This window comes from Halioglobus maricola (assembly GCF_009388985.1).
Lineage (GTDB): Bacteria > Pseudomonadota > Gammaproteobacteria > Pseudomonadales > Halieaceae > Halioglobus > Halioglobus maricola.
Window position 1 is genome coordinate 1,883,827 of sequence record NZ_CP036422.1, and the last position, 21,904, is coordinate 1,905,730.

Below are 21,904 nucleotides of genomic sequence, written 5' to 3' on the forward strand. Positions count from 1 at the left end.
ATCACCTCTGAAGCCAAATTCATTGATCTGAGGATTCAGACCGCGGTGGCTTTTTTGCCTGCAGGGGGCTTCGCTGGCCAGGCGCCAGGCCGTATAGTTTTCGCTGTGATAATTCGGAGTGACAATGTTGCAAAGCGATACGCTAGAGCAGTACCTGGGTGGTGATTGTGGCCCCTACCGGGCCTGGGATGCGGTAAATGCCGCAATGATACGCCACTGGTGTGAAGCGATGGGCGATGACAACCCGATCTACACCGATGTCGAGGCGGCGCAGGCCGCGGGTTTCAGCGGCGTGGTGGCGCCGCCAGCCATGCTTCAGGCCTGGACCATGGCCGGCTATGCTGGCGAAGCAGCGCCGGGGTCCACCGATGCCAATCCAATGGCAGTATTGCCGGTGCTGGAGGAGGCCGGTTATCCAGCCATTGTGGCCGTGAATTGCGAGCAGGAGTATGCGCGACCTATCGTGGAAGGCGACGAGATTTATCACCGATCTACGATTGAATCCATATCGACAGAGAAGACCACCGCGCTTGGCGTGGGTTTCTTTGTGACCCAGCTCTGCAGCTATTATAACCAGCGCGATGAGCTCGTTGGCACCATGCGCTTCCGGGTGTTCAAGTATCGCCCCCACGAGGCGACGCTATGAGTGTCAGCAAGGTTCACGACGTCGCAGCAGGGCAGCCCTTACCTGAACTATCGATTCCCATTACGCCAAAGTTGATAGTGGGTGGCGCCATCGCGTCTCGCGACTACCAGAATGTGCATCACGACAAGGATGCGGCACAGGCACTGGGCTCTCCTGACATTTTCATGAATATCCTCACAACCAATGGCCTGGTAGGGCGCTACATCACTGATTGGGCTGGCTCTGGCGCTTCCATGCAAAAACTTGCAATACGTCTGGGCGCACCAAATTTCCCCGGTGACACCATGGTATTGAGTGGTGCAGTTTCAGCGGTCGATGAAGATGAAGGTACCGCCACCATTAGCTTTCGCGGTAGCAACAGTCTGGGTGATCATGTCACCGGAACGGCTACGGTGAAAATAGTGGAACAGGCAGACTGATCAATATTTGAATACTAAAAACCACGGGAGTCACCCTGATGCATCTCGCATTTAGCTCGATGAATACGCCCAATGACCCGCATCCTGCGGAGCTTGCCACAGCGCTTGAGGAGAGCGGATTCGAATCCTTATGGTATGGCGAGCACAGCCACATTCCTTGCTCGCGGGCCACTGCTTACCCCCCGGAGGGGAGATGCCTGACCCCTACAAGTTGATGATGGACCCTTATCTCTCACTGATGACGGCTGCGAACGCTACCACGACCTTAAAACTCGGTACTGGCATCGCGTTGCTGATGGAGCGGGACCTGTTTTCGCAGGCCAAGACTATCGCCACGCTGGACAGGCTCTCGGGCGGGCGCGTCATGATTGGTACCGGCGTGGGTTGGAACCAGGAGGAGTTTGAGAATGCCAATCCGCATCCATTCAGGAAGCGGTACACGGTTTTGCGCGAAACCGTGGAAGCTACCCGTGCGCTCTGGACCGAAGAAGAAGCTGGATATAACGGCACTTTTGTTAACTTTGATCCGGTGTGGAGCTTTCCAAAGCCACTCCAGCCCGGCGGCCCAAAAGTGTTTCTGGGAGCGATGGGGCCCGTGGGCGTAAAACATGCCGCCAGCTGGGCCGATGGCTGGTATCCAGTGGATGTCGCCCTGGGTGACGTCGCAGCCAGTGTGGCGGCTTTTCGCGAGCAAGTAAAAGAAGCGGGGCGCGACCCCGATGACGTGGAAATCAACATCCAGATTATGGATACAAGTAACATGGATAAACTCAAGGAGTACCGTGACATCGGCATACAGCGAGCGACAATCGGCGTCAATATGGAGCTCTGGGATAAACCGGAAGCGGCGCTGCCAATGATCGAAGAGTACGCCCGTATCATTCCCGCGTTGCAGGCCTGACAGGATATCGCTATGGCTGTATTAAGCGCGGAACTATTGCGGGCGACGGCGGACAAGTTGATCGCCGCTCATCAAGAGGCCTCCAGAACCAACGACTGGCTCTTTTTCGTTGATGAACTGTACGCCCAGGATTGTATTTATACCTGCGAGTACGCCGGCGTGATGGAAGTCATTGCCAATGGCATAGACGAGATCAAGGCCACGCACTACGGCCGTGATATGCAAGTCGGCTGGGAGGGTTGGTCCTTTCCCTATGAGGGCGTCTATGTCGGTGGCGACAATAATCTGGTGACCCACTGGTGGAACAGAGGCCCGGGTGCGCGGCCTGATGGCAGTTACTACCAGACCCCGGGAGTGTCATTCATCACCCTGAATGCTGATGCCAGAATCTGCCGTCAGTTCGATATGTTCGATCTCGCCCACCAGATGCGCCTCTGTGACGATCTGGAGCAGGCGGGATTGCTCTCGCCGCAGTTAAAAGCGCAGTGGGTTATTCCCATGAAGGAGAAGTTGGCTGCGCAATTGACCCAAAATCACTGATGTCCGTATAACCTAAAAAAGAGCCGATATTCATGTCGCAACAAGAATTTCCCGAACTGGGCTGCTACCTGCTGCCCGGCCATACAAAAACACCTCGCGATGCATTGACCGAAGCACGGCATGCCGAGGATCTTGGCCTCGGCAAGGCGTGGTTGTCCGAGCGCTTTGACGTTAAAGACGCCGGGGTAATCTGTTCAGGTGCGCTGGCGGTGACCGAGCGTATTCACGTGGCAACGGCCGCTACCAACCTGCATACACGCCATCCAATGGTGCTGGCCACCATGTGCAGCTCATTGCACTACATGTCCGACGGGCGCTTCGAACTCGGGCTGGCACGGGGTGTTGCGATCCGCAATCAATTGATGGGGCTCGATACCGTCACCAACAAGCAGATGGTGGACGGGCTGGATATCCTGCGCACACTGTGGCGCGGTGAGAAGGTTATGTCTTATGAGGGCCCGATGGGTAACTTGCCCTATCTTAATCCGGGAGATTGGCTGGATGCCGATATCCCCATCTATTTTGTTGGCTTCGGCCCCAAGAGCCTGAGTCTGGCAGGAAAGCATTTTGATGGCGCACACCTGCATACCTTCATTACGCCTAAAGGCCTGGAAAATGCCCGCAAGGCGGTCGATGGCGGCGCAGGCGAGGTGGGACGATCCACTGAAGATTTGAAGATTTGCAGCGTTATGGCAACGGTCTTGAACCCCAGTCGTGAAGACCATCTGAGAAAAATCGTGGGCAGGATGGCGACTTACATGCAGGCGGCGGGCTATGCCGAAATGTTGGTGAGCCTGAATGAGTGGGATCCCCAGGTGCTCACTGATTTTCGTGCCGATGCTGAAGTGAGTTCAATGCTCGGTGGCATCGACAGTGTTGCGACGCTGGAGCAGCTTGAACATTTCGAGACCTTGATTCCGACAGAGTGGCTGTCTGCCGCGGCAGTTGGTTCAGCGGAAGATTGCGCACAGCGGATATATGAAGAGCTTCAGAATGGCGCGGACGAAGTCTGCATACACGGCTCGACGCCGGCGGAGTTTGCGCCGGTGGTGGATGCCTATCGTTCAATCAAACACGGGAAGGGCGGATAGACATGGTTGATATCGTCAACAAGCCCGAGAACATTACCGCCGAATGGTTCACTCAGGCCCTGAGAGAGTCTTCCAGCCTTGCCCAGGGCCGCGTAAAGAGCGTCGACTACAAGATTATTGGCACTGGAAAGATGGGTGACAATGCACGGTTTGAACTTGGCTACGAGGGCGATTCCGGCCGCGCGCCTGCCTCGGTTATCGTCAAGTTTCCCGCCGAAGACGAAACCGCGAGAATGATGGCCGGAGCACAGGGCGCTTACTACAACGAGGTGATGTTCTATAAACACCTGGCAAGCAGGGCCCGTATTCGCACTCCGAAGATTTTTGCCAACGAGATCAGCGACGATCGCATGGATTTCATTACGGTGATGGAAGATATGGCGCCTGCCGAACCCGGCAGCCAGCTGATTGGCGAATCTCTGCAACGCACCCGGATAGCACTAAAAGAGGCGGCGAAATTGGCCTCTGCATTTTACGGTGATGAAAGTCTCCTGGGCTTTGACCATGTGCTCAAGGGTTCTGAGGCGGAGGGCGCGAAAATCGCACAGGATTTCCTGCTGCAATTCTGGCCAACCTTTGTGGAGCGGTTTGGTGGCTCCCTGGATGAGGACGCGCTCGAATTCGGCGAAAGCTATATCCATAACCATGTAAAGTTTTCATGTCACTACTCTGGCCCGAAAACGCTGATACACGGTGATTTTCGCAGCGAGAACATTCTTTTTGACGATGACAGTGCCTGTACGGTCGATTGGCAGACGACTTCACATCAAAGCCCCTTGGCCGACCTCGCGTACTTTATGGGCGGCAGTGTTGATACCGCGCAGCGTCGCGAATGGGAGCGGGATGTTGTTGCCGAGTACAGTGAAGAGCTGGCCGGTCATGGCGTGCAGCTTTCCTTTGATAACTGCTGGGAGCAATACCGTCTGCAAAGCATGCACGGTTTGATGATCACTATTCTCGGAGCGTGTTTTGCTGAAGCAGGCGAGCGCAGCGACAAGATGTTCCTTACCATGGCGCAACGTCATTTCCAGCACTGCCTGGACCTCGACGCGACTGAATTTCTCACATAACGGCGGCGTATGACTTACAAAAAAATAGTACTTGAGGCCTTTGGAGGCCCTGAGAAATTGAGTGTTGCAACAGTGGCCGGGTTACCAGAACCCAGGGAGGGTGAGGTTCGGGTCAAGGTGTTGGCCGCAGGTACAGGCTTCACTGACACTATTATTCGTCAGGGGCAATATACCGGGGTGAAAGAGAAGCCGCCGTTTGTCCCCGGCTATGACTGGTTTGGTGTGGTTGACGAAGTGGGGGCAGGCGTCAATCGTCTTAAGTTGGGTGATTGCGTCGCTGATATGCCGGTGATTGGCGGCTATACCCAGTACCTTTGTGTACCCGAGGAACGGCTGGTGTTGGCACCGGCGGGGCTTGACCCTGCCAGTGCCGTTGCCATGATTCTCTCCTATACCACCGCTTACCAGATGTTGACTCGAATCCGTAGTTTGCGGGCGGGAAGTACTTGCCTGGTGCACGCGGCGGGCGGGGCCGTGGGCAGTGCCTTGCTCGAATTGGGTCGGGAGATGGGTTTAACGATGTACGGGACTGCCTCTGCCGCCAAGCACGAGTTGGTTCGGCGCTATGGCGCGACACCGATTGACTACCGCTCGGAGGACTTTGTTGAACGTATCAAACGGGAAACCGCCGGGGAGGGCGTCGACGCCGTTTTTGACACCATTGGCGGCCGGAACTGGTCGCGCTCTTACCAGTGCGTGAAACGCGGCGGTATTCTGATTGCCTTTGGCGCCATGCAGATAACCACGGGAGAGGAAAGCGTGCCCTCGGTGTTGCTCGGTTTTTTCAAACTGATGGCGGGTTGGAAGCTGATTCCCGATGGTCGCAAGACCGCGTTCTACAATATACAGACAAGGCGTGAAAAGCTGCCGCAGGAGTTCAAGGACGATGTGGAGGCTCTGTTCAAAATGCTGGAGGCTGGCAAATTGGAACCTGCCATCGCCGGTATAGAGCCCCTGGAGCAAGCTGCGGATGTTCACAGGCGAATCGACGCGGCTGAGATAGCCGGCAAGGTTGTACTGGATTGTAGCTGAGGGACAAGCCCCGCCAGTGGCGGGGCTTGTGGCGTCGTTTAGACCGGGGGTACGGAGAAGCCTCCCCAAACGGACATATAGTCGTCGTTGTAGTGCTCGGCCAAGGTGGTATGCAGGTCATCTACTTCCCACTTGGCTGCGCCTTTCGGGTTGACGAAGGCGTCGCGCAGGGTCGGCCGTTGCGCCACCTGTACTTCATTACCCCATACCACCAACACTTCACCGGATATCTTGCCCGCCTCCGGGGAGGCCAGGTAGCCCACCAACGGAGCGACGTTAGCCGGGTCGAACATGTGGAAGCTGCCATCCTCGGGCGGAGCAAACATCTCTGCGGTCATGCCGGAGTTGGTCATGTCGGTAAATGCGCGAGGCATGATCACGTTGGCAGTAATACCGTACTTGCCCAGCAGTTGGGCGGCACCCATGGTCATGGCAACAATCCCCGCCTTGGCCGCCGCGTAGTTGGGTTGGCCTGCAGAGCCGTAAAGAGCGGCCTCGGAAGAAGTGCTTATCAGGCGGCCATAGACGTCGTCACCCGCTTTGGCTTTACCGCGCCAATAGGCAGTGACATTGCGCATGTTGATAAAGTGACCGCGCAGATGCACGCGCACGACCGAGTCGAATTCTTCATCTGACATGCCAAAGATGGTCTTGTCACGGCAGAAGCCCGCGTTATTGACCATGATATTGATGTCGCCGAAGGTCTCCAGGGTGGTTTTCATCAGGTTTTCAGCGTCGCCTGAGTCAGCGCAGTCGCCATAGACCGCGATCGCTTCCGCACCGAAACCCTTGATTTCTTCCACTGCAGACTCAGCGGCTTCCTTTGCGTCTGGCAGGCCGATGTCATTGATAACAACACGCGCGCCTTGCTTTGCGAGCTGGATGGCTTCTTCGCGGCCAAGGCCTCGGCCCGCGCCAGTGACGACGGCAACCTTTCCGTTAAGGTCTCCCATGGTGATACTCCTTAAATACGTTCGATGATGGTGCCAGTGCCCACAGAGGAGCCGCAGCACATAGCGATAAGAGCGGTAGATCTATCTGAGCGCTCGAGTTCGTGCAGGGCCGTCGTGATCAGACGGGCACCTGTTGAGCCCACCGGGTGTCCAAGAGCGATTGCGCCGCCGTTTACGTTAACCTTATCAAGGTCGGCGTTGTACACACTGGCCCATGATAAAACCACGGCAGCGAACGCTTCGTTGATTTCAACCAGATCTATGTCTTCCATGGTCATTCCGCTGCGTTTGAACAGTCGGGCCGTGGCATCTACAGGGCCGTCCAACAGGTAGTAAGGGTCGGTGCCCACCACACAATCGGTGATAATTCGTGCGCGGGGTTTGAGGCCGCGAGCCTTGGCTTCATCGGCAGTCATCCAGAGTACGGCGGCAGAGCCGTCAGAGATCTGTGAGGAGTTTCCCGCGGTGTGGATACTGCCGTCCATCACCTGGCGCAGCTGGCTAAGCCCCTCCAGTGTGGTGTCGCGCAAGCCCTGGTCTCGGGACACGGTTCTGGTTTCACCGGTTAGCTGGCCGTCCTCGCCCATGATCGGCGCTTCAACTGTGAAGGTCTCACGGTCAAATCGGCCTTCATCCCAGGCTTGTTTAGCGCGTAGCTGTGAGTTGTAGCCCAGTTGATCCGCCATTTCTCGCGTGATACCGCGGTTGTCGGCGATACGCTGGGCACTGGAAAACTGATCCGGAGTGGAATCCCAGGGCCACCCTTCGGGAACGAAATAGCCAGGGCCGTTCATGACATTCATGCCCAGGCCTACGCGGCTCATCGACTCCACACCACAGGCAATGCCGATGTCGATGGAGCCGGAGCTGATCATGGACGAAATCATGTGATTGGCGGTTTGAGCTGAGCCGCACTGGTTATCCAAAGTGGTGCCGCCGGCGGTGTAGTCCTTGCCGAGATTCAGCCAGGCGTTGCGCGTGATATTGCTGGATTGTTCACCGGCCTGGGTAACGCAGCCGCCTGCCAGGTAGTCGACATCGCTGTACTCGAGGCCGCTGCGCTGCATGATCTCGGCCAGTGACAGGCCGAGTAACTCTACGGCGTGAAATCCGCTCAGGTCGCCGACCACAGGCTTGCCGCGACCGATAGGGGTTCTCACGGCTTCTACGATAACTGCTTCGCGCATGTTTGATCCTCATTAAAACAGGGGGGAGATTGCCAGGTCGAACAGTCTACTGCACAACCTCGATGGAACAATGACAGATTGCGTCATTTGAGTGTGCGTATTCTGCCGCCTCCCAAGCCTTGGCGGCAATGCTCCTGCGCGGGAAAAACGCTGCCGGTATAGAGGTTTAGGCCCGTCGCCGGGCGTAGCGCGCGTATCATGTGGCGCTCTATGAGGATCACAGTCTTAAGGAGTAAAAGGCGATGAAACAATACCAGTATGACGATGTAGAAGCGATGCAGGCACTGGTCTCAGAGACGTTCGGCGACTGGAGCCAGGCTGTCCTTATCAGTCAGGAAATGGTCAACCAGTTTGCGGAGCTGACTGGCGATGATTACTGGATTCACACCGATCCGGAAAAAGCCAAAACCGACAGCCCGTTTGGGTGCACGGTGGCGCACGGATTCCTCACTCTGGTGTTAATGCCCAAAATGCGCGGAGAACCGACGTATGAGGTAGTTGGCTTCAACAATATGCTCAACTACGGTTCGGATAAGCTGCGCTTTACCGGTGTCGTTCCCGTGGGATGTTCTGTCCGCAGTCGTTCGCGGATCAAGGAAGTGAGCGCCACGCCCAAGGGTACGAAGATGGTGATGGAGCAGCATATTCATGTCGAAGGCCAGGACGATCGCCCGGCAGTCATCTACGAGCTGATCTTCATTTACATGTAAACCTGCCCCCTGACATCGAAAACGGGTAGTATTTGGAGGCATAATCTTCGGCGAAACCCTTTTGATGTCCGCTATCTTCTGGGCAGTATTTTTGACGATACCTGCTCTCGCAATCTGGCTTGCCCACCACCAGGCCTGGGCCCATCGTCTGGGCGTGGTGGTGTTGTGCTACGTGGCTGGATTGTTGGTGGGCAATTTCGGTGGCCTGCCGGTGGCCGCAGTTGAGTCTGCTGAAGATGTCGGCACGCTCGCCATCGGCATGGCCTTACCCCTGCTGTTAATGTCGCTGGATATCCGCCGTTGCAGCGAGGTGGCGGGTAAGGCGATGCTCTCCATGTTGCTCGCTACCGTTTCGGTTGTGTGCGTGGCGACCTGCTTGTATTTCCTTTTTGCCGACGGCATCAGCGAGAAGCCGGCGCATCTGGCGGCAATGGCGGTCGGAGTCTACACCGGCGGTACGCCTAATCTTGCAGCGATTAAAGCCGGGCTGGACATTGCCGACACCGATTACCTGTTGTTTCACAGTATCGACACTCTGCTCGGGGGGCTGTATATGCTGGCGATGCTCACCGTGGGTATTCCCTTTTTCCGTCGCATTCTGCCCGCAACAACCGCAGGCACTGAAAGCGCAGAAGAACTTGACCTTGAGGAGAGCTATCAGCCTTTTCTGCAGCTGGAAAATGTCCCTTCGCTGTTGGCTACACTCTGCATTGCTGGCGCCGCTGTGGCAGCAGCCTATGGGCTGGCCAATGCATTGGCCAGCGTGTTTGGCGAGCAAACCCTTTCGCCGTTGCTAATTCTTGTGCTGACCACAATAGGCGTGGGGCTGTCCTTTTCGCCCGCGCGTCGCAGGCTCAAGTACGCCTATCGTATCGGCATGTACCTGATCTACGTATTCTGTTTTGCGATCGCATCCGCCACGACGCTGGATATGCTCGCCGCGGCGGACCCCATGATTGCAGTGTTCACGCTGGCAGCGGTGCTGGGCAGCGTGATCATGCACGCGCTGTTGTGCCGCCTGAGTGGCGTCGATGGTGATACTTTTATGGTGACTTCGGTAGCGGCGGTCTGCAGCCCGCCGTTTGTGCCGCTGGTGGCGCGGGCGCTCAACAACCGGGGGCTGATTTTTGCGGGCATGATGACCGGAATTGTCGGCTATGCGATCGGCAACTATCTTGGTATCACCCTGGCCCTGATTCTTTCAGGGTCGTAAGCATGGCAGAGGAGCCAACGAATATGCATAAGGCAATGCCGGAAAAGGGACGCGCTGGCGACGAGGTGCTGACAGAACTCACCGCGTTCAAGGGCGAGGACCCGCGGTATAAGGAGGGCAGGGTTTGGAGCCTTGTCTATTATCTGGATGAAACACATTCAGATTTCATTAAAGAGGCCTATCACAGCTACTCCAGTGAGAACGGTCTGAATCCAGGCGCGTTCAAGAGTCTCAAGAAGATCGAGACTGAAGTTATTTCGGCGACCGCTGATATTCTCAATGGCACGAAAGATGTGTGTGGCGTCGTGACCTCAGGCGGCACCGAGAGCTGCCTGATGGCGGTGAAAACATACCGCGACATGGCCCGCAGCAAGCGCGGCGTGAAACGGCCAGAGATGATTTTGCCGAAGACAGCCCATGTGGCGTGGTTTAAGGCTTCGGAATACTTTGGTGTGAAAGTGCGGCTGGTTCCACTACAGGATGACTTCACTCCCGATCTGAAAAAGCTCAAGCGTTTAATCAACCGTAACACCGTAATGATTCTTGGCAGCGCCCCTGAGTATCCCCACGGCATCATCGACCCCATAGAGGAGATGGGTGCTATTGCCGAGAAGAAGGGTATTCCGCTGCATGTGGACGCTTGTGTGGGCGGATTTATTCTGCCCTTCATTGAGGCGAACGGTGAGGATGTACCTCTATGGGATTATCGTGTTCCGGGTGTTACCTCTATCTCCGCTGATATTCATAAATACGGTTACGCGGCCAAGGGTGCGTCGACGATCACCTATCGCAACCTGGACTATCTCCGCCACCAGATGTTTGTGTACGAAAACTGGCCCGGCGGTGTGTTCGCATCCCCGGCGCTTTTAGGCACGCGCCCCGGTGGTGGCTATGCGGCGGCCTGGAGTGTGCTGCAGTATTTCGGCAAGGAGGGTTATCGCAAGCTGGCTGAAGATACGGTGGCCGCTGTTAACGGCCTCAAGGCAGGCATTGACGACATTCCCGAATTGGAAGTGATGGGTAAGCCAATCGGGCCGTTGTTTTCGTTTCGCTCTACCGACCCGACACTCAACATTTATGCTGTCGGCGACCAGATGGACGCGCGTGGCTGGCAGGTAAATCGCAACCAGTTTCCGGAGGGGCTGCATGCAATGGTGACGGCGCAGCACCTCAGGGTTGTGGATCAGTATATCGCTGATCTGAAGGCCTCAGTGGAGGTGGTACGGTCGAATCCAGCATTGGCGAAGGAGGGCGGTGCGGCCACCTATGGGATGTTGGCACATGTTCCGCTGCGTGGAATGGTCAAAAAGAAGGTGTTGGAAATGTTCAGCGAGCAGTACCGTGCCGGCGGAGGCGAGTTGGACCTCAAGTCAGGGGCGACTGCCGGCGATACGCCAGGGTTGCTCGACAAAGTCGTAGGCTGGTACGTAGACCGGCAGCAGCGAAAAGGCAGGTAGGCGCGGCCGCAGCCGCGCTCGTCATCTAGTCCAGCTTGCCGAGTATGGCGCCACCTGTCGGAACGCCTACACCCGATGTTACCAGGGCGTGCGACACGTCCTTGTTGGGTTGGTTGATGGACTGTCCGCGTACCAGGCGGGTCGCTTCCACAATACCATTCACGCCGTGTATATAGGCCTCGGACAGCTGTCCCCCGTGTGTGTTGGTGGGCAGGCGGCCGTCGGGACGCATGGCGCCGCCGAGGACGAAGTCTCCCGCACCGCCAAATTCACAGAATTGCCAGGCTTCCATCTGGAGCAAGACATTGGGCGTGAACGCGTCGTAGAAAACCGCGGCGTCGACGTCGTCCGGTGTCAGATCGCTCATCTCGTAGCACTTGCGGGCAGCGATGCGGTGTTCATCAATGTTTGAGAACTCCTCGCGATAGTATGACGTCATCTGTTCCTGATCTTTGCCAAACGCCTGCGCTACACCTTTGACGACTACAGCGGGTTGCTTAAGGTCGCGGGCGCGCTCAGGTGTCGTGACGATCACCGCAGATCCGCCATCGCTTTCCTGGCAGCAGTCGAACAACTGCAGTGGATCTGCGATGTAGCGGGCGTTGTCATACGCTTCGCGGGTCAGGGGTTGTTCGTAGAAGAATGCCCCCGGATTGTTGACCGCATAGTCGCGGGTGGTTCTGGCGACTTCAAACAAGGCGTCCTTGGTCACACCTGTGCGATGCATCCAGCGCTGGGTCACCATGGCCGTCCAGGAAGCGGGGGTCAGCAGGCCGTAGGGCATATACCAGCCCCAGTGGATCGCATCGGCGGTCAGGATCTGGCCTGAGACGCCTTCCGAATAGCGGTGCCCTGAGCGGCCATTCAGGGCGCGGTACACTGCGACACACTCGGCCATGCCGGTGGCAACGGCGAGCACGGCCTGATGGAGTGAGCCGGTGGCGGCGCCGCCGCCGTAGTGAGAACGTCCCCAGAAATTGATTTCACCGCAGCCCAGCGAGCGGGCAACTTCCACCTCGTCGTTGTTGTCCATGGTGAAGGTAGCGAAGCCATCGATGTCTGAGGGCGTAAGGCCCGCATCATCCAGCGCCGATTTAATCGCCTGCGTCGCGAGACTTAACTCGGATACCCCGGAGTCTTTGCTGAATTCGGTATTGCCGACCCCAACGATGGCCGCCTTGCCATTGATATTTGCAACCATCTCTTAAACTCCCTGCGGCAATGCCAGTTGAACGGTGCCCGCCATATGCATGCCCCAGATGTTGTTCTCACCCATCACCGCAATATCAATCACGCCGCTGGCATCGTCTTTCGCCGTCACTGATCCTGTGACTTTCATCACCATGCCGGGCACATTCGGTGCGCCCAGTTTTATGTCGAGGGATTTCACCACGGCTTCGGGGCCACTCCAGTCGGTTGCGAAGCGGGTCATCAGCGCCTGGCTGGTGAGAATATTCATAAAAACGTCCGGCAAGCCCGCCGCCTGGGCGACCGATTTGTCGTGATGTACTGGCTCGTAGTCACGGGTGGCGAGGGCGCCGGAGACAACCAGGCCGGAAGTGATATCGATTTCCTGCTCGGGCAGGGCGTCACCGACGTTCACCTCGGAAAAATTCAAAGTAGGGTAGTCGCTCATGATCTCGCGCCTCCTGTTCCCGGGTAAAATTGAGGCAGCATGGTTTTTTCGTCGACCTGTTCGACCTTGCCCTTGACGCGCATCCCGATGCTGACGTCTTCATATTCGCAACCAACAATGTTGGACACCAGATGAGTACCCTCATCCAGTTTGATGACTGCGCAGACAGGATCCTTTGGGTAGCCGGGAATGGAAGGGTGACGTAAACAGGTGTAGGAAAGCACTTCGCCGTCCAGCGTCGACTCGATGGCATCCCATTCAATGGACTGGCATTCGCCACACATGGGGCGAGGAGGGTGGCGCAGCGTCTGGCAACTTGTGCACCGCTGAATCATTATCCGCCCTTCATCGCAGGCCTCCCACCACCACTTGTTGTCGTGCCCGCGTGGTGAGGGGATGCGAGTGGGGACTTCCAGGGCACTGTCACTGCTGGCGGCAGCGGGTTGTTCCTGGGGAATGAACTTCAGCACCCTGAAGCGTTGTGTGCCCAGTTTGACGCCGTTCTGATTACTGAATGTCGCCAGCGTTTCGTAGAAATAGCCGGTGCCGCGGGCCGTGGCCTTGCGCTCGGAGATTGTATCGATGACCATTTCCATCACGACCTGGTCGCCCGGGCTGGCCTCGGCAAAGTACTCCTGCTTGACGTTGGTGCCCAGCACGCCGGTGTAGCCATGGTCATTGAACAGTTGTACCAGGTCGGACTGGGCGTCTGAAGGGCGGCCCGTACTGGCAACCGCATAGCCTTCCTGGTTCCACACGTACATCATGGCAGGTGGCGCGATGGTTTTGCCGCGCTTGCTGCTCGCCGCCCACTCAGGGTTGGTATAGGCGGGATTGGTATCGCCCATCACCTCTGTCCAGTGGCGAATCATGGTTTCATTGACTGCATCCTTGGCAGGCGTCGCGGTACAGACCTCTTTGCCCACGTAGGCATAGATCTGCGCTTCAAGGGCTTCTATTTCTTCTGGCGTCATAGTCTTTCGTCTTGTATTGGGCGCGGCACGGGCCGAGCCTCTATTTGTGTGGTTATCGGTGCTGGGGCATGCCCAGGCCGTGGGTGGCGACAAGGCCGCGCAAAACTTCCACTACGCCGCCGCCGAAAGTGTTGATAGTGGCGCGGCGGTGTTCGTGCTCCAGGTTGCCGTGTAAAGCTGCGCCTTCGCTGGTGCCGGAGAGCAGGGCATGGGGGCCGACGACCTCCATCAACAGACGGCAAAGCTCAAGCATGATCTCGGTTGAATAGACTTTGATAGCCGAGGGAAATACAGCGTCCATTTCGCCCTGGTCCAGTTGCCAGGACATGCGTGCATTCATCACGCGCATGGCCTCAAGATGAGAGTAGACCTCAGCCAGGTTGCGTTGAGCGAGAGGCTCATCGATGACCCGCTGGCCATCCGGCCCTTTCGTTTCGCGCGCCCATTCGAGTGTATCACGGAACAGCTTCCAGCCCTGTATACCCCAGGCAGCGAGGCCCACACGCTCGTGGTTGAGCTGTTCGGTAATCAATCGCCAGCCGCCATTTTCCTTGCCGATGATCATATCCAGCGGCACTTTGACGTCTTCGTAGTAGGTGACATTGGTCCGCACGCCGCCCATGGTATGAATGGGGCCCAGTGCGAAGCCCGGGTCAGCTGTCTCTGCAACAAGGATTGAAATGCCTTTGTGCTTCGGTGCCTCAGGGTCGGTGCGAGCAGCGAGCCACACGTAGTCAGCGCCCTCTGCGCCGCTGGTGAAGATTTTGCTCCCGTTGACCAGGTAGTGATCGTCTTTCTTTACCGCGGACGTGGTGAGCGCGGCCAGGTCGGTGCCGGCGCTGGGCTCGGTGTAGCCGATGGCAAAGTGCAGTTCACCACTGGCTATCCCGGGAAGAAAGCGCTGTTTCTGCTCTTCCGTGCCACGGCTGATGATAGCGGGACCCACGGTGTTAAGCGTGACAAAGGGGGTAGGGGCACCTGCGAGCAATGCTTCTTCGTAGCGGATTAATTGCTCGGACTCGGACAGGCCTCGACCACCGTACTCTTCTGGCCAGCCAACGGCCAGCATTTGGTCTTTGCCCTGTTGGAGGATCAGCTCCTTGTAAAGGTCACCGCTTTCGGCGTTGCGCAACTCCTCGCGGTGCTCGGGTTTGATCAAGTCACTGAAATAGGCACGAAATTCGCGGCGCAGTTCTTTCTGGGCGTCTGTGTAATCTACAAACATGTCTCTTCCTCCGATCGGATGACACAATAATATTGAAATTGAATTCAAATTCAACTATTTTGTGCGTCATGGGCATTGAAGTGAGAAAAGAACAGCCTGGGGCCAAGCCCCTGAGTGCGAAGGGTGAGAAGGCCCGGGCGCGGCTGATGGCGGCTTGTCTGGCGGTGCTGGAACGCGATGGCTACCACAAGATGCGTATTGCGGACGTCACCCGCGAGGCGGGTATGGCGCAGGGTTTGTTCTATCACTACTTCAAAGATCTCAAGTCACTGACTGTCGAGGTTTTGACCCAGTTTGCGTCGGCAGTCCACAGCCCGTCGCTTGTAGAACAGGATGTTGAGAAGGGTGACTGGTACGGGCGCATATATGCCTACAACCTGCTCATCGTAAAGAACTACGCCCGTCGTCCCGGCGTGATGCGCTGCCTTTTGCAAATGGCGGATGAGGATTCAGATTTTTCACAAATGCTGCGCGAGCAATATCGCGAGCAGCTGATGTGGCTGGTGAAATTGATGCCCGGGATGTTTCCTGAGGTGAAGTTTAAACGTCACCAGGCACTGATGGTGGCATATTCTCTCGCGGGTATCGGTGAAGGCATGCTGCGCGAATACTTCATCAATGGAAGTCGAACCTTACAGGCCGCAAAGTTGAGTGAAGAGCAGTTTGCCGAACTACTGTCGACAATGTTCTACCGGGCGCTTTTTCTTGAGCACCCGGATGCAGAAAAATTGAAATACACAAGCAACCTGGCCGGCATGGTCAGATGATTTCGAGGTACATCTAATGGATTTTCAATTCAGCGAAGACCAGAACGCCATTCGCGACCTGGCCCACCAGATATTTACTGATCGTGCGACGGATGAGTTCCTGTTGGATTTCTCCCGCAGCGATAAGACATACGACGACGGCCTATGGCAGACGCTGGCGGAGCAGGGTTTACTCGGCATTGCTGTGCCGGAAGCCGCAGGTGGCACCGGGTTAGGTCTCACCGAGTTGTGTCTGGTATTGGAAGAGCAAGGGCGCAGAGTGGCGCCCGTGCCACTGTATGCGAGCTTGGTGCTCGGCGGCCTGCCGCTGGCCGAATTTGGTACGGATGAGCAGCAGGAGAGACTGCTGGGCGCAATGGCGTGCGGGGAAGCGAAGCTGAGTGCAGCTATCGCTGAGATTGCGATGAGCGCGGCAGTTGCGACAGAAAGTACGGCGTCAAGGAGCGGCGATGCCTGGGTGCTGAACGGAGCTAAAGCGATGGTGCCTGATGGTGCTGTAGCCGATTACGTATTAGTGCCTGCGACCACCGGTGAGGGCTCCTCAGTATTCATTGTGCCAACCGCAGCGGATGGCGTGACTGTGACCGCGGCCGAAATTGGTATTAGCGGCGATCGCACTGCACACCTGAGCTTTGACGGTGTTTCGTTGGGGTCTGAGGCCCTGTTGGGTGGCGAGGGTCAGGGTGAGGAGATTGTCACCTGGCTGGAAGAGCGAGCGAATATCGGCCACTGTGCGCTGCAGTTGGGCGTGACCGAGGAAGCGATGAAACGCACCGCTGAATACGTCAGCGAACGCAAGCAGTTCGGCATTCCTCTGGGTACCTTCCAGGCGTTGGCAATGCGTATGGCCGACAGCTATATCGATGTCGAAGGTATCCGCTCAACTTATTGGCTGGCACTCTGGCGGCTGAGCAACGACCAGGATGCACGCGCAGAAGTACGCGCGGCGAAATGGTGGTCCTGTGATGCAGCTCATCGGGTCGTGTGCACAGCGCAGCACTTGCACGGCGGTATGGGGGCTGATGTGGAGTATCCAATACATCGCTTTTACCTGCTCGCGAAGCAGATCAGCTATGCGCTGGGCAATGCCGGGCAGCAGCTCGAGAAGCTGGGTAAGTTACTGGCTGAAGATGACAGCCTGGGGTATCGCGCGCTACAAGTCTGATCCCACGATATCGACATAGATGGGCGATGACCAGGCACGCTCCTGGGACGGTGCCAGGCAGTCGTCATCGAAGGGTGTTCTATAGTCGCCATAGCAGGGATCTATTTCTATCCCGTCTTTCCCGGCATTTTCTTTCGGCCGGAGGTTGTCTGCATTGATGGCGGGTGTTGCCTGTTGCAGGGCGCGCGCGTAATACACTGAGTCGCGCATATCGCCGACATAGTCCGGATCTGTGAACTGCACGCTGCAGCCGGTTTCCTCTGGCTTGCACTCGAAGCGACGCCAGGGGTCTTCGATCAGGTCGGCAATAGGCTCGCCGGGATAGGCCTGCGGCCGGATGCGCACAATCTCTATAGCATCGATAATTTCCCGTTCTTCTGACGGATTAAAGCACTCGCCGGCACAGAGGTATTCGAGACGCTGCGCAGTAAGTGCGCCGGTGTCAGTGGGGCAGCCTGGATTTTGTTTCCAGGCACCCACCGCGCGAACTTCAAATACAGGGTTCTCCTTGAGTGTTACTCCAGAGCCCATCGGTACAGCCCCCTCAGGGCCATTTAACAAGTCGAACCAGAGCAGCATTCTCGGGCCCGAGGTGCCGTACACTTCCTTGCGTTTCAGAGCGTCCCAGATCGCTCGCCGATCGCGGCTGGCTGCGTGCACTGCCATGATTCCGCCGGGGTATAGAAAACTGTTCATGCGCTCGAGGTCAGGCACCGGGTTGGTCGTGGTTACCTGCTGTGGCATTTGCGGATCGTCAGATTCACCCGTCAGGCCCGCGGTCAGGCCGCCATAGAAGTCGCTGCGCACGCCCGCGGCCTGAGTCATCTTGCGCCGCTCGTACTGCTTGTAACCGGTGCCGGGGCGCGATGTGTGATCGTCAGTCGCGGCGATAAAACCCCATCGGAACCGCAGGGGTTTACCGGCAGCGTCCGTTTCTTCGAAGTTGCTCAGCGCCATGGCGTACTGGGAGCTTTCAGGGAAGACCTGGTTGAAGGCCGGTTTGAAACAGTCGGAACACTGGCCGCATTGGGCCCAATCTGTTGCCCCGGTGTCCGGGAAAACACCCATGTAGCGATTGCCGGCCTCAACGGCGAGCTGACGTGACAATTCGACCCGTGCCTCGCACTCGCTATCGCTCAGCCCGTCACAGCGTTGGCGCATGATCTCGCCGGCCTGCCAGCAGCAGGGTATGTAGTCACCCTGCGGTTCGGGGCAACTGAGGCTGCCGTCGGCATTGATTGTGGCCTGCTCATAGGGACGGTATTCCTCGCTATTACCGTGACCGGACATGATTTCCAGTAGCGGCTGGCGATCATCTGAGTGATAGCGAGTGGCCAGGGCTTTGTCCCAGGTAGCCGTCGGCGGCGTGTAGGCGCCCCAGGTATTGCCGTGGGGGATCACCATGTGTTCGAAGCCCCACTCGTCCAGTTTGCGGTAAAGCACGTCGGGGGAGGGCGCATTCTCGTGGCAATCAAGAGGAAGGTCGCGGCTGTTCACATCCGTCGGGCACCCCGGCACGGCGACAATATCATCCAGCAGGCGAATCAGGTTGGCGTAGGACTTCCAGTTGAGCGGGTCGATGTAGCGGGCGGCACCGCTTTGTCGGGACATGGCGAAGACACCCAGATCTTCTGGTGTCAGTCGCGCACTTATTGGGCGAGCAGGCAACTCGTGATCAGCCGTGGTCGGGAAAATGACGTTCTTGTGCCCGAAGTGGGCGTTGGCGTCATTGCGCATCTGTGTCCACTCCCATCCGGCGAACGCGACCAGATCAGGGTTGACCGCTGCCGAACTGGCGTTGCAAGCGCGCACGGTGTCTTTGGTGTCCTGCCAGAATTTCGGGGTAAGACCTTCTGCGTGATCGTTGTAGCTGAAGAAATCCAGCTTGGCGCAATAGCGTGCAAAATCGCAGGAGTCTGCAACTGTGTGAATTCCCTGTAATCCCATAATCGGTAGCTCCAGCGTGTGGGCATCTACCGAGTAAGTACTGTGGACGTGTAGGTCGCCAAAGAGAATTTGCTTGTCGGATGCGTCACCGTCTGGCAGTTGGCGGCGTGCGTCGCGTTGCTCGATAGTGGCTGGCGCGAGCGCGCTGCCTTCCACCGTGCCTGCCGGATGCGGGTCACCGCCACAGGAAGCGCCGAGCAGTGCCACGGCAGGCGCCAAATTTCTGGCAAATTGTCTTGCAGCTTTGAACATGCTGTCAGGCTACTTTGCGTAACAGCTTTTGTACACCAACCGGGAACCAGCGTTTCATCAAGTCGAGAAGCACTGCGTCCTTGCCGACACGAATCCTGAGTTGTTTTTTCTCGATCGCCTTAACGATACGCTCAGCAACATGTTCTGGCGTGACGCCGATCCGCTGGGCTATATCGTAGTTGCGTGTGGCAGCCTCTATGTCATCGGAGTTTTTCAAGGTGGCCTGAATCATGTCTGTCTTGATCGCACCAGGGTGGACTGATGTCACTCCGATGTTCAATTTTCCCATCTCAGCCCACATGGATTCCGAGAGGAGCTTCACTGCGGCCTTGGTTGCGCAGTAAGAGGTTTGGCCGGGCAGGCCGACGAAGGCGCTCATGCTGGACAGGTTGACGATATGCCCCTCGCCCGCGGCCTTGAGTGCGTCGAGAAAATAGTGGCAGCCGTACAGCACTCCCCACCAGTTGATCCCGGTGATCTTCTCCCAGTCCTCCATGGAGTGGGTTGCAAAGGACTTCTGATAAGTAATGCCGGCGTTGTTGACCAGAATATTTACCGTGCCGTGGTGTTCCAGAACTGTGGCGGGCAGCGCAGCCATTTGTTCTTTGGAGGTGATGTCGATCAGGTGAGTGGATACCGTGACGCCCGAAGAGGAGAGTGCAGCGGCCGTTTTTGCGAGCGCCGGCTCACTGATGTCGACCAGTGCGAGGTGGCAGCCGCGGTCGGCAAGTTGCCGCGCCAACGCGCTGCCGACGCCACCACCAGCACCCGTGATCACTGCGACCTTGTTTTTGAATTCTTTCATGCTGCGTTTCCTGTGTTTGTGGGTCGGCGGGTCTGCTCAACACGGCCGAGCATTTTGTTAAGCGAATACGTCACCAGTTTCCCCAGTACAGCGCTTTTTGGTGTCAAATCCGCCAGCTTGAAATCATGTGAGATCTGCTTGCTGTCCGAGCTTCGAACCAGTTTCTCAAGTCCGTCAAAGTAAGGGCGGGTGAGGGCGTTCCACTCGATGACTTCCAGAATAAGGCCAGTATCGGGGTTTTCTACATAGGACATGCGTGCGAGCCCGTCCATGCCCGCGTCGATGACAGCGTCGTAGCCGTTGTCCAGGGCCCAGTTGTAGGCAGTTGGAAAATCCTCTACGCAAACCGCGTAGTGGTGCACGCCGGTGTGTTTTCGGTCGATGGCTTCCTGATACAGGCCGGGCGTGTCACCGATCTGCTCAATAAGCTCGATCTGCATGTCACCCACATAGCCGAAGGCAATGTTGACGGATGTTCTTGGTGCTTTTTCACCGCGATAGAAAGCATTACTCAGCGGCGAGGCATTGCGTGCCACCATGAAAGGGCCAACGCTATGCTCGCGGTGCCAGTAGTCCATGCCTTCGTCGATATCGTCGACCAGATAGGCGATTTGTTTCGCGGGACCCATGATGGGCGGCAGCGTGGGAATATTGTCAAAGTCTGCAATCATGAAGTTTGCCCTTCCACGTTCAGAGGGCAGTAGACGCCGCCGGGCGCTTCGATCAGCGAGGCACAGCGGTTACAGTGAATACAGCCGTTCTTGTAGTTGCGGTCGGCCTTGGCGTTGTTGACGAAAGCCGGGTCCTTGATCAGGGGGCGGCCTAACTGAATGAAATCGAAACCCGACTGCATCACTCTTTCGACCGAGTCGAGGTCGGTACAGCCGCCGATATAGATCATCTGACAACTGACCCTGTCACGAATTTTCTTCGCATCCTCGAGGAAGTACAGTTCTTCGTAGGGGTAATAGCGGAACATCCTGGGGCCGATAAGCTTGAGACCAAGCCTGGTGATCGGGTTGGTTTCAGTTTCGATAAGGCCCTTGTCCAGTGTGTCGCCGCGAAAATACACCATCGGATTAAAGCTACTGGTGCCGCCGGAACAGATCAGGGCGTCGATGCCTCCCTTGTCCAGCATGGCTGCAACTTCGATAGCTTCATCAAACTGCAGCCCATCTTTAATACCATCGGTCATTCCGATTTTACCGAGAATCGGAAAATCATCGCCTACGGCCTTGCGCACAGCCTCGAGTACACGCAGCGGCAAGCGCATTCGATTCTCCAGGCTGCCGCCATATTCATCGGTGCGCCGGTTTGTTTTCGGGCTGATGAACTGACTCAAGCCATAGCCGTGGCTGAAGTGGATTTCAGCTGCGTCAAAGCCCGTCTCTTTCATGAATCTGGCAGCATCGTGGTAGGTCTGCACCAGATAGTCGATGTCTTTAGTGGTCATGGCGCCGGCAAAGGGTAGACCCGATGGCATGCCCAGCATGTTGAATTGGCGCGATGGACCGAGTGGTCGCTTCAGGCGCTGCATTTTGCGGTTTTTGGAAAAGTTGCCACAGTGGGTCATCTGCCCGGAGATCTTCGCGTCAGGGGCTGTTCTCTTCAGCTCCGTATTCATATGTACGAGGCGATCGCGAATGTCTTCGTGCATCCACATCATTTGGTCATTGATGCGCCCATCAGCCTCGGTCGTGCAGTAGCCGATAGTGGTCATTGCAGTGCCGCCGGCGACCACCTCCCGGTGGAAGTCCAGCAACAGGTCACCGGGTATTCCGTCAGGGGTTTTGCCTTCGTAAGTGGCCGCTTTCAGAATACGGTTTTTGAGTTGTAGTTTGCCCAGGTTTGCCGGGGAGAATGCGCGTTCCAGATGCTCGCTCATGGAGGACTCGTTATTTATGTAGTGACGGT

At 57.0% G+C, this 21,904-nt stretch carries 22 protein-coding genes; 12 read left to right on the forward strand and 10 right to left on the reverse strand.

What is annotated here, in order from left to right:
* Positions 1-124 precede the first annotated feature (124 nt).
* The 7 genes from EY643_RS08520 (at position 125) to EY643_RS08550 (ending at position 5,699) form a co-directional block, all read left to right on the forward strand.
* Positions 125-646 (forward strand): FAS1-like dehydratase domain-containing protein, encoded by a 522-nt coding sequence (locus tag EY643_RS08520; protein WP_152661803.1) that lies wholly within the window; start codon positions 125-127, stop codon positions 644-646.
* The gene (locus EY643_RS08525) at positions 643-1,065 is read left to right on the forward strand and encodes a MaoC family dehydratase (RefSeq protein ID WP_152661804.1); all 423 of its coding nucleotides are present in this window, start codon (positions 643-645) and stop codon (positions 1,063-1,065) included. Before EY643_RS08520 ends, EY643_RS08525 begins: the two co-directional genes overlap by 4 nt.
* A gap of 193 nt (positions 1,066-1,258) precedes the next feature.
* Complete coding sequence (locus tag EY643_RS08530) at positions 1,259-1,966, forward strand: TIGR03619 family F420-dependent LLM class oxidoreductase (protein WP_240732867.1); 708 nt, start codon at positions 1,259-1,261, stop codon at positions 1,964-1,966.
* Positions 1,967-1,978: 12 nt separating this feature from the next.
* On the forward strand, positions 1,979-2,506 hold the full coding sequence (locus EY643_RS08535; RefSeq protein ID WP_152661806.1) for a nuclear transport factor 2 family protein: 528 nt from the start codon (positions 1,979-1,981) through the stop codon (positions 2,504-2,506).
* Positions 2,507-2,538: 32 nt separating this feature from the next.
* Positions 2,539-3,597 (forward strand): TIGR03857 family LLM class F420-dependent oxidoreductase, encoded by a 1,059-nt coding sequence (locus EY643_RS08540; RefSeq protein WP_152661807.1) that lies wholly within the window; start codon positions 2,539-2,541, stop codon positions 3,595-3,597.
* A 2-nt stretch (positions 3,598-3,599) separates the two neighbouring features.
* Complete coding sequence (locus EY643_RS08545) at positions 3,600-4,667, forward strand: phosphotransferase (protein WP_152661808.1); 1,068 nt, start codon at positions 3,600-3,602, stop codon at positions 4,665-4,667.
* A 57-nt stretch (positions 4,668-4,724) separates the two neighbouring features.
* Entirely contained in the window at positions 4,725-5,699 is a 975-nt protein-coding gene (locus EY643_RS08550; protein ID WP_240732868.1) for a medium chain dehydrogenase/reductase family protein, read from the forward strand.
* 38 nt (positions 5,700-5,737) lie between these two features.
* Here the strand turns inward: EY643_RS08550 and EY643_RS08555 are convergent, their stop codons facing one another.
* Both EY643_RS08555 and EY643_RS08560 read right to left on the reverse strand, forming a co-directional pair.
* On the reverse strand, positions 5,738-6,652 hold the full coding sequence (locus tag EY643_RS08555; protein ID WP_152661810.1) for an SDR family NAD(P)-dependent oxidoreductase: 915 nt from the start codon (positions 6,650-6,652) through the stop codon (positions 5,738-5,740).
* A gap of 11 nt (positions 6,653-6,663) precedes the next feature.
* Entirely contained in the window at positions 6,664-7,839 is a 1,176-nt protein-coding gene (locus tag EY643_RS08560) for a steroid 3-ketoacyl-CoA thiolase (RefSeq protein WP_152661811.1), read from the reverse strand.
* 242 nt (positions 7,840-8,081) lie between these two features.
* Here EY643_RS08560 and EY643_RS08565 point away from each other — a divergent pair, with 242 nt between their 5' ends.
* From EY643_RS08565 to EY643_RS08575, 3 genes are all read left to right on the forward strand, one after another.
* On the forward strand, positions 8,082-8,549 hold the full coding sequence (locus EY643_RS08565) for a MaoC family dehydratase (protein ID WP_152661812.1): 468 nt from the start codon (positions 8,082-8,084) through the stop codon (positions 8,547-8,549).
* A 64-nt stretch (positions 8,550-8,613) separates the two neighbouring features.
* Positions 8,614-9,762, forward strand: a complete 1,149-nt coding sequence (locus tag EY643_RS08570; RefSeq protein ID WP_152661813.1) for a DUF819 family protein — start codon at positions 8,614-8,616, stop codon at positions 9,760-9,762.
* A 23-nt stretch (positions 9,763-9,785) separates the two neighbouring features.
* A complete protein-coding gene (locus EY643_RS08575; protein ID WP_152661814.1) occupies positions 9,786-11,219 on the forward strand; it encodes a pyridoxal phosphate-dependent decarboxylase family protein in 1,434 nt (477 codons plus the stop codon).
* A gap of 25 nt (positions 11,220-11,244) precedes the next feature.
* On the opposite strand, the gene EY643_RS08580 is transcribed toward EY643_RS08575, so the two are convergent.
* From EY643_RS08580 to EY643_RS08595, 4 genes are read right to left on the reverse strand one after another with little or no spacing between them, the layout of a single operon-like run.
* Complete coding sequence (locus EY643_RS08580; protein ID WP_152661815.1) at positions 11,245-12,420, reverse strand: lipid-transfer protein; 1,176 nt, start codon at positions 12,418-12,420, stop codon at positions 11,245-11,247.
* Between the two features lie 3 nt (positions 12,421-12,423).
* Complete coding sequence (locus EY643_RS08585) at positions 12,424-12,855, reverse strand: hotdog family protein (protein WP_152661816.1); 432 nt, start codon at positions 12,853-12,855, stop codon at positions 12,424-12,426.
* A complete protein-coding gene (locus EY643_RS08590) occupies positions 12,852-13,829 on the reverse strand; it encodes a bifunctional MaoC family dehydratase N-terminal/OB-fold nucleic acid binding domain-containing protein (protein ID WP_152661817.1) in 978 nt (325 codons plus the stop codon). The genes EY643_RS08585 and EY643_RS08590 overlap by 4 nt, the downstream gene beginning before the upstream one ends.
* A 52-nt stretch (positions 13,830-13,881) precedes the next feature.
* Complete coding sequence (locus tag EY643_RS08595; RefSeq protein WP_152661818.1) at positions 13,882-15,054, reverse strand: acyl-CoA dehydrogenase family protein; 1,173 nt, start codon at positions 15,052-15,054, stop codon at positions 13,882-13,884.
* An 80-nt stretch (positions 15,055-15,134) separates the two neighbouring features.
* Here EY643_RS08595 and EY643_RS08600 point away from each other — a divergent pair, with 80 nt between their 5' ends.
* Together EY643_RS08600 and EY643_RS08605 are read left to right on the forward strand one after the other, a co-directional pair.
* Positions 15,135-15,821 (forward strand): TetR/AcrR family transcriptional regulator, encoded by a 687-nt coding sequence (locus EY643_RS08600; RefSeq protein WP_170287332.1) that lies wholly within the window; start codon positions 15,135-15,137, stop codon positions 15,819-15,821.
* 16 nt (positions 15,822-15,837) lie between these two features.
* Positions 15,838-16,986 (forward strand): acyl-CoA dehydrogenase family protein, encoded by a 1,149-nt coding sequence (locus tag EY643_RS08605; RefSeq protein ID WP_152661820.1) that lies wholly within the window; start codon positions 15,838-15,840, stop codon positions 16,984-16,986.
* Here the strand turns inward: EY643_RS08605 and EY643_RS08610 are convergent.
* From EY643_RS08610 to EY643_RS08625, 4 genes are read right to left on the reverse strand one after another with little or no spacing between them, the layout of a single operon-like run.
* The gene (locus EY643_RS08610) at positions 16,975-19,185 is read right to left on the reverse strand and encodes a DUF3604 domain-containing protein (protein WP_152661821.1); all 2,211 of its coding nucleotides are present in this window, start codon (positions 19,183-19,185) and stop codon (positions 16,975-16,977) included. The two genes, EY643_RS08605 and EY643_RS08610, sit on opposite strands and share 12 nt — an antisense overlap.
* A gap of 4 nt (positions 19,186-19,189) precedes the next feature.
* Positions 19,190-19,990 (reverse strand): SDR family NAD(P)-dependent oxidoreductase, encoded by an 801-nt coding sequence (locus tag EY643_RS08615; RefSeq protein ID WP_152661822.1) that lies wholly within the window; start codon positions 19,988-19,990, stop codon positions 19,190-19,192.
* Positions 19,987-20,661 carry a VOC family protein gene (locus EY643_RS08620; RefSeq protein WP_152661823.1) on the reverse strand — a complete coding sequence of 225 codons (675 nt, stop codon included), beginning with the start codon at positions 20,659-20,661 and terminating at the stop codon, positions 19,987-19,989. Before EY643_RS08620 ends, EY643_RS08615 begins: the two co-directional genes overlap by 4 nt.
* Positions 20,658-21,875 carry an NADH:flavin oxidoreductase gene (locus EY643_RS08625; RefSeq protein ID WP_152661824.1) on the reverse strand — a complete coding sequence of 406 codons (1,218 nt, stop codon included), beginning with the start codon at positions 21,873-21,875 and terminating at the stop codon, positions 20,658-20,660. Before EY643_RS08625 ends, EY643_RS08620 begins: the two co-directional genes overlap by 4 nt.
* Between the last annotated feature and the right edge of the window lie 29 nt (positions 21,876-21,904).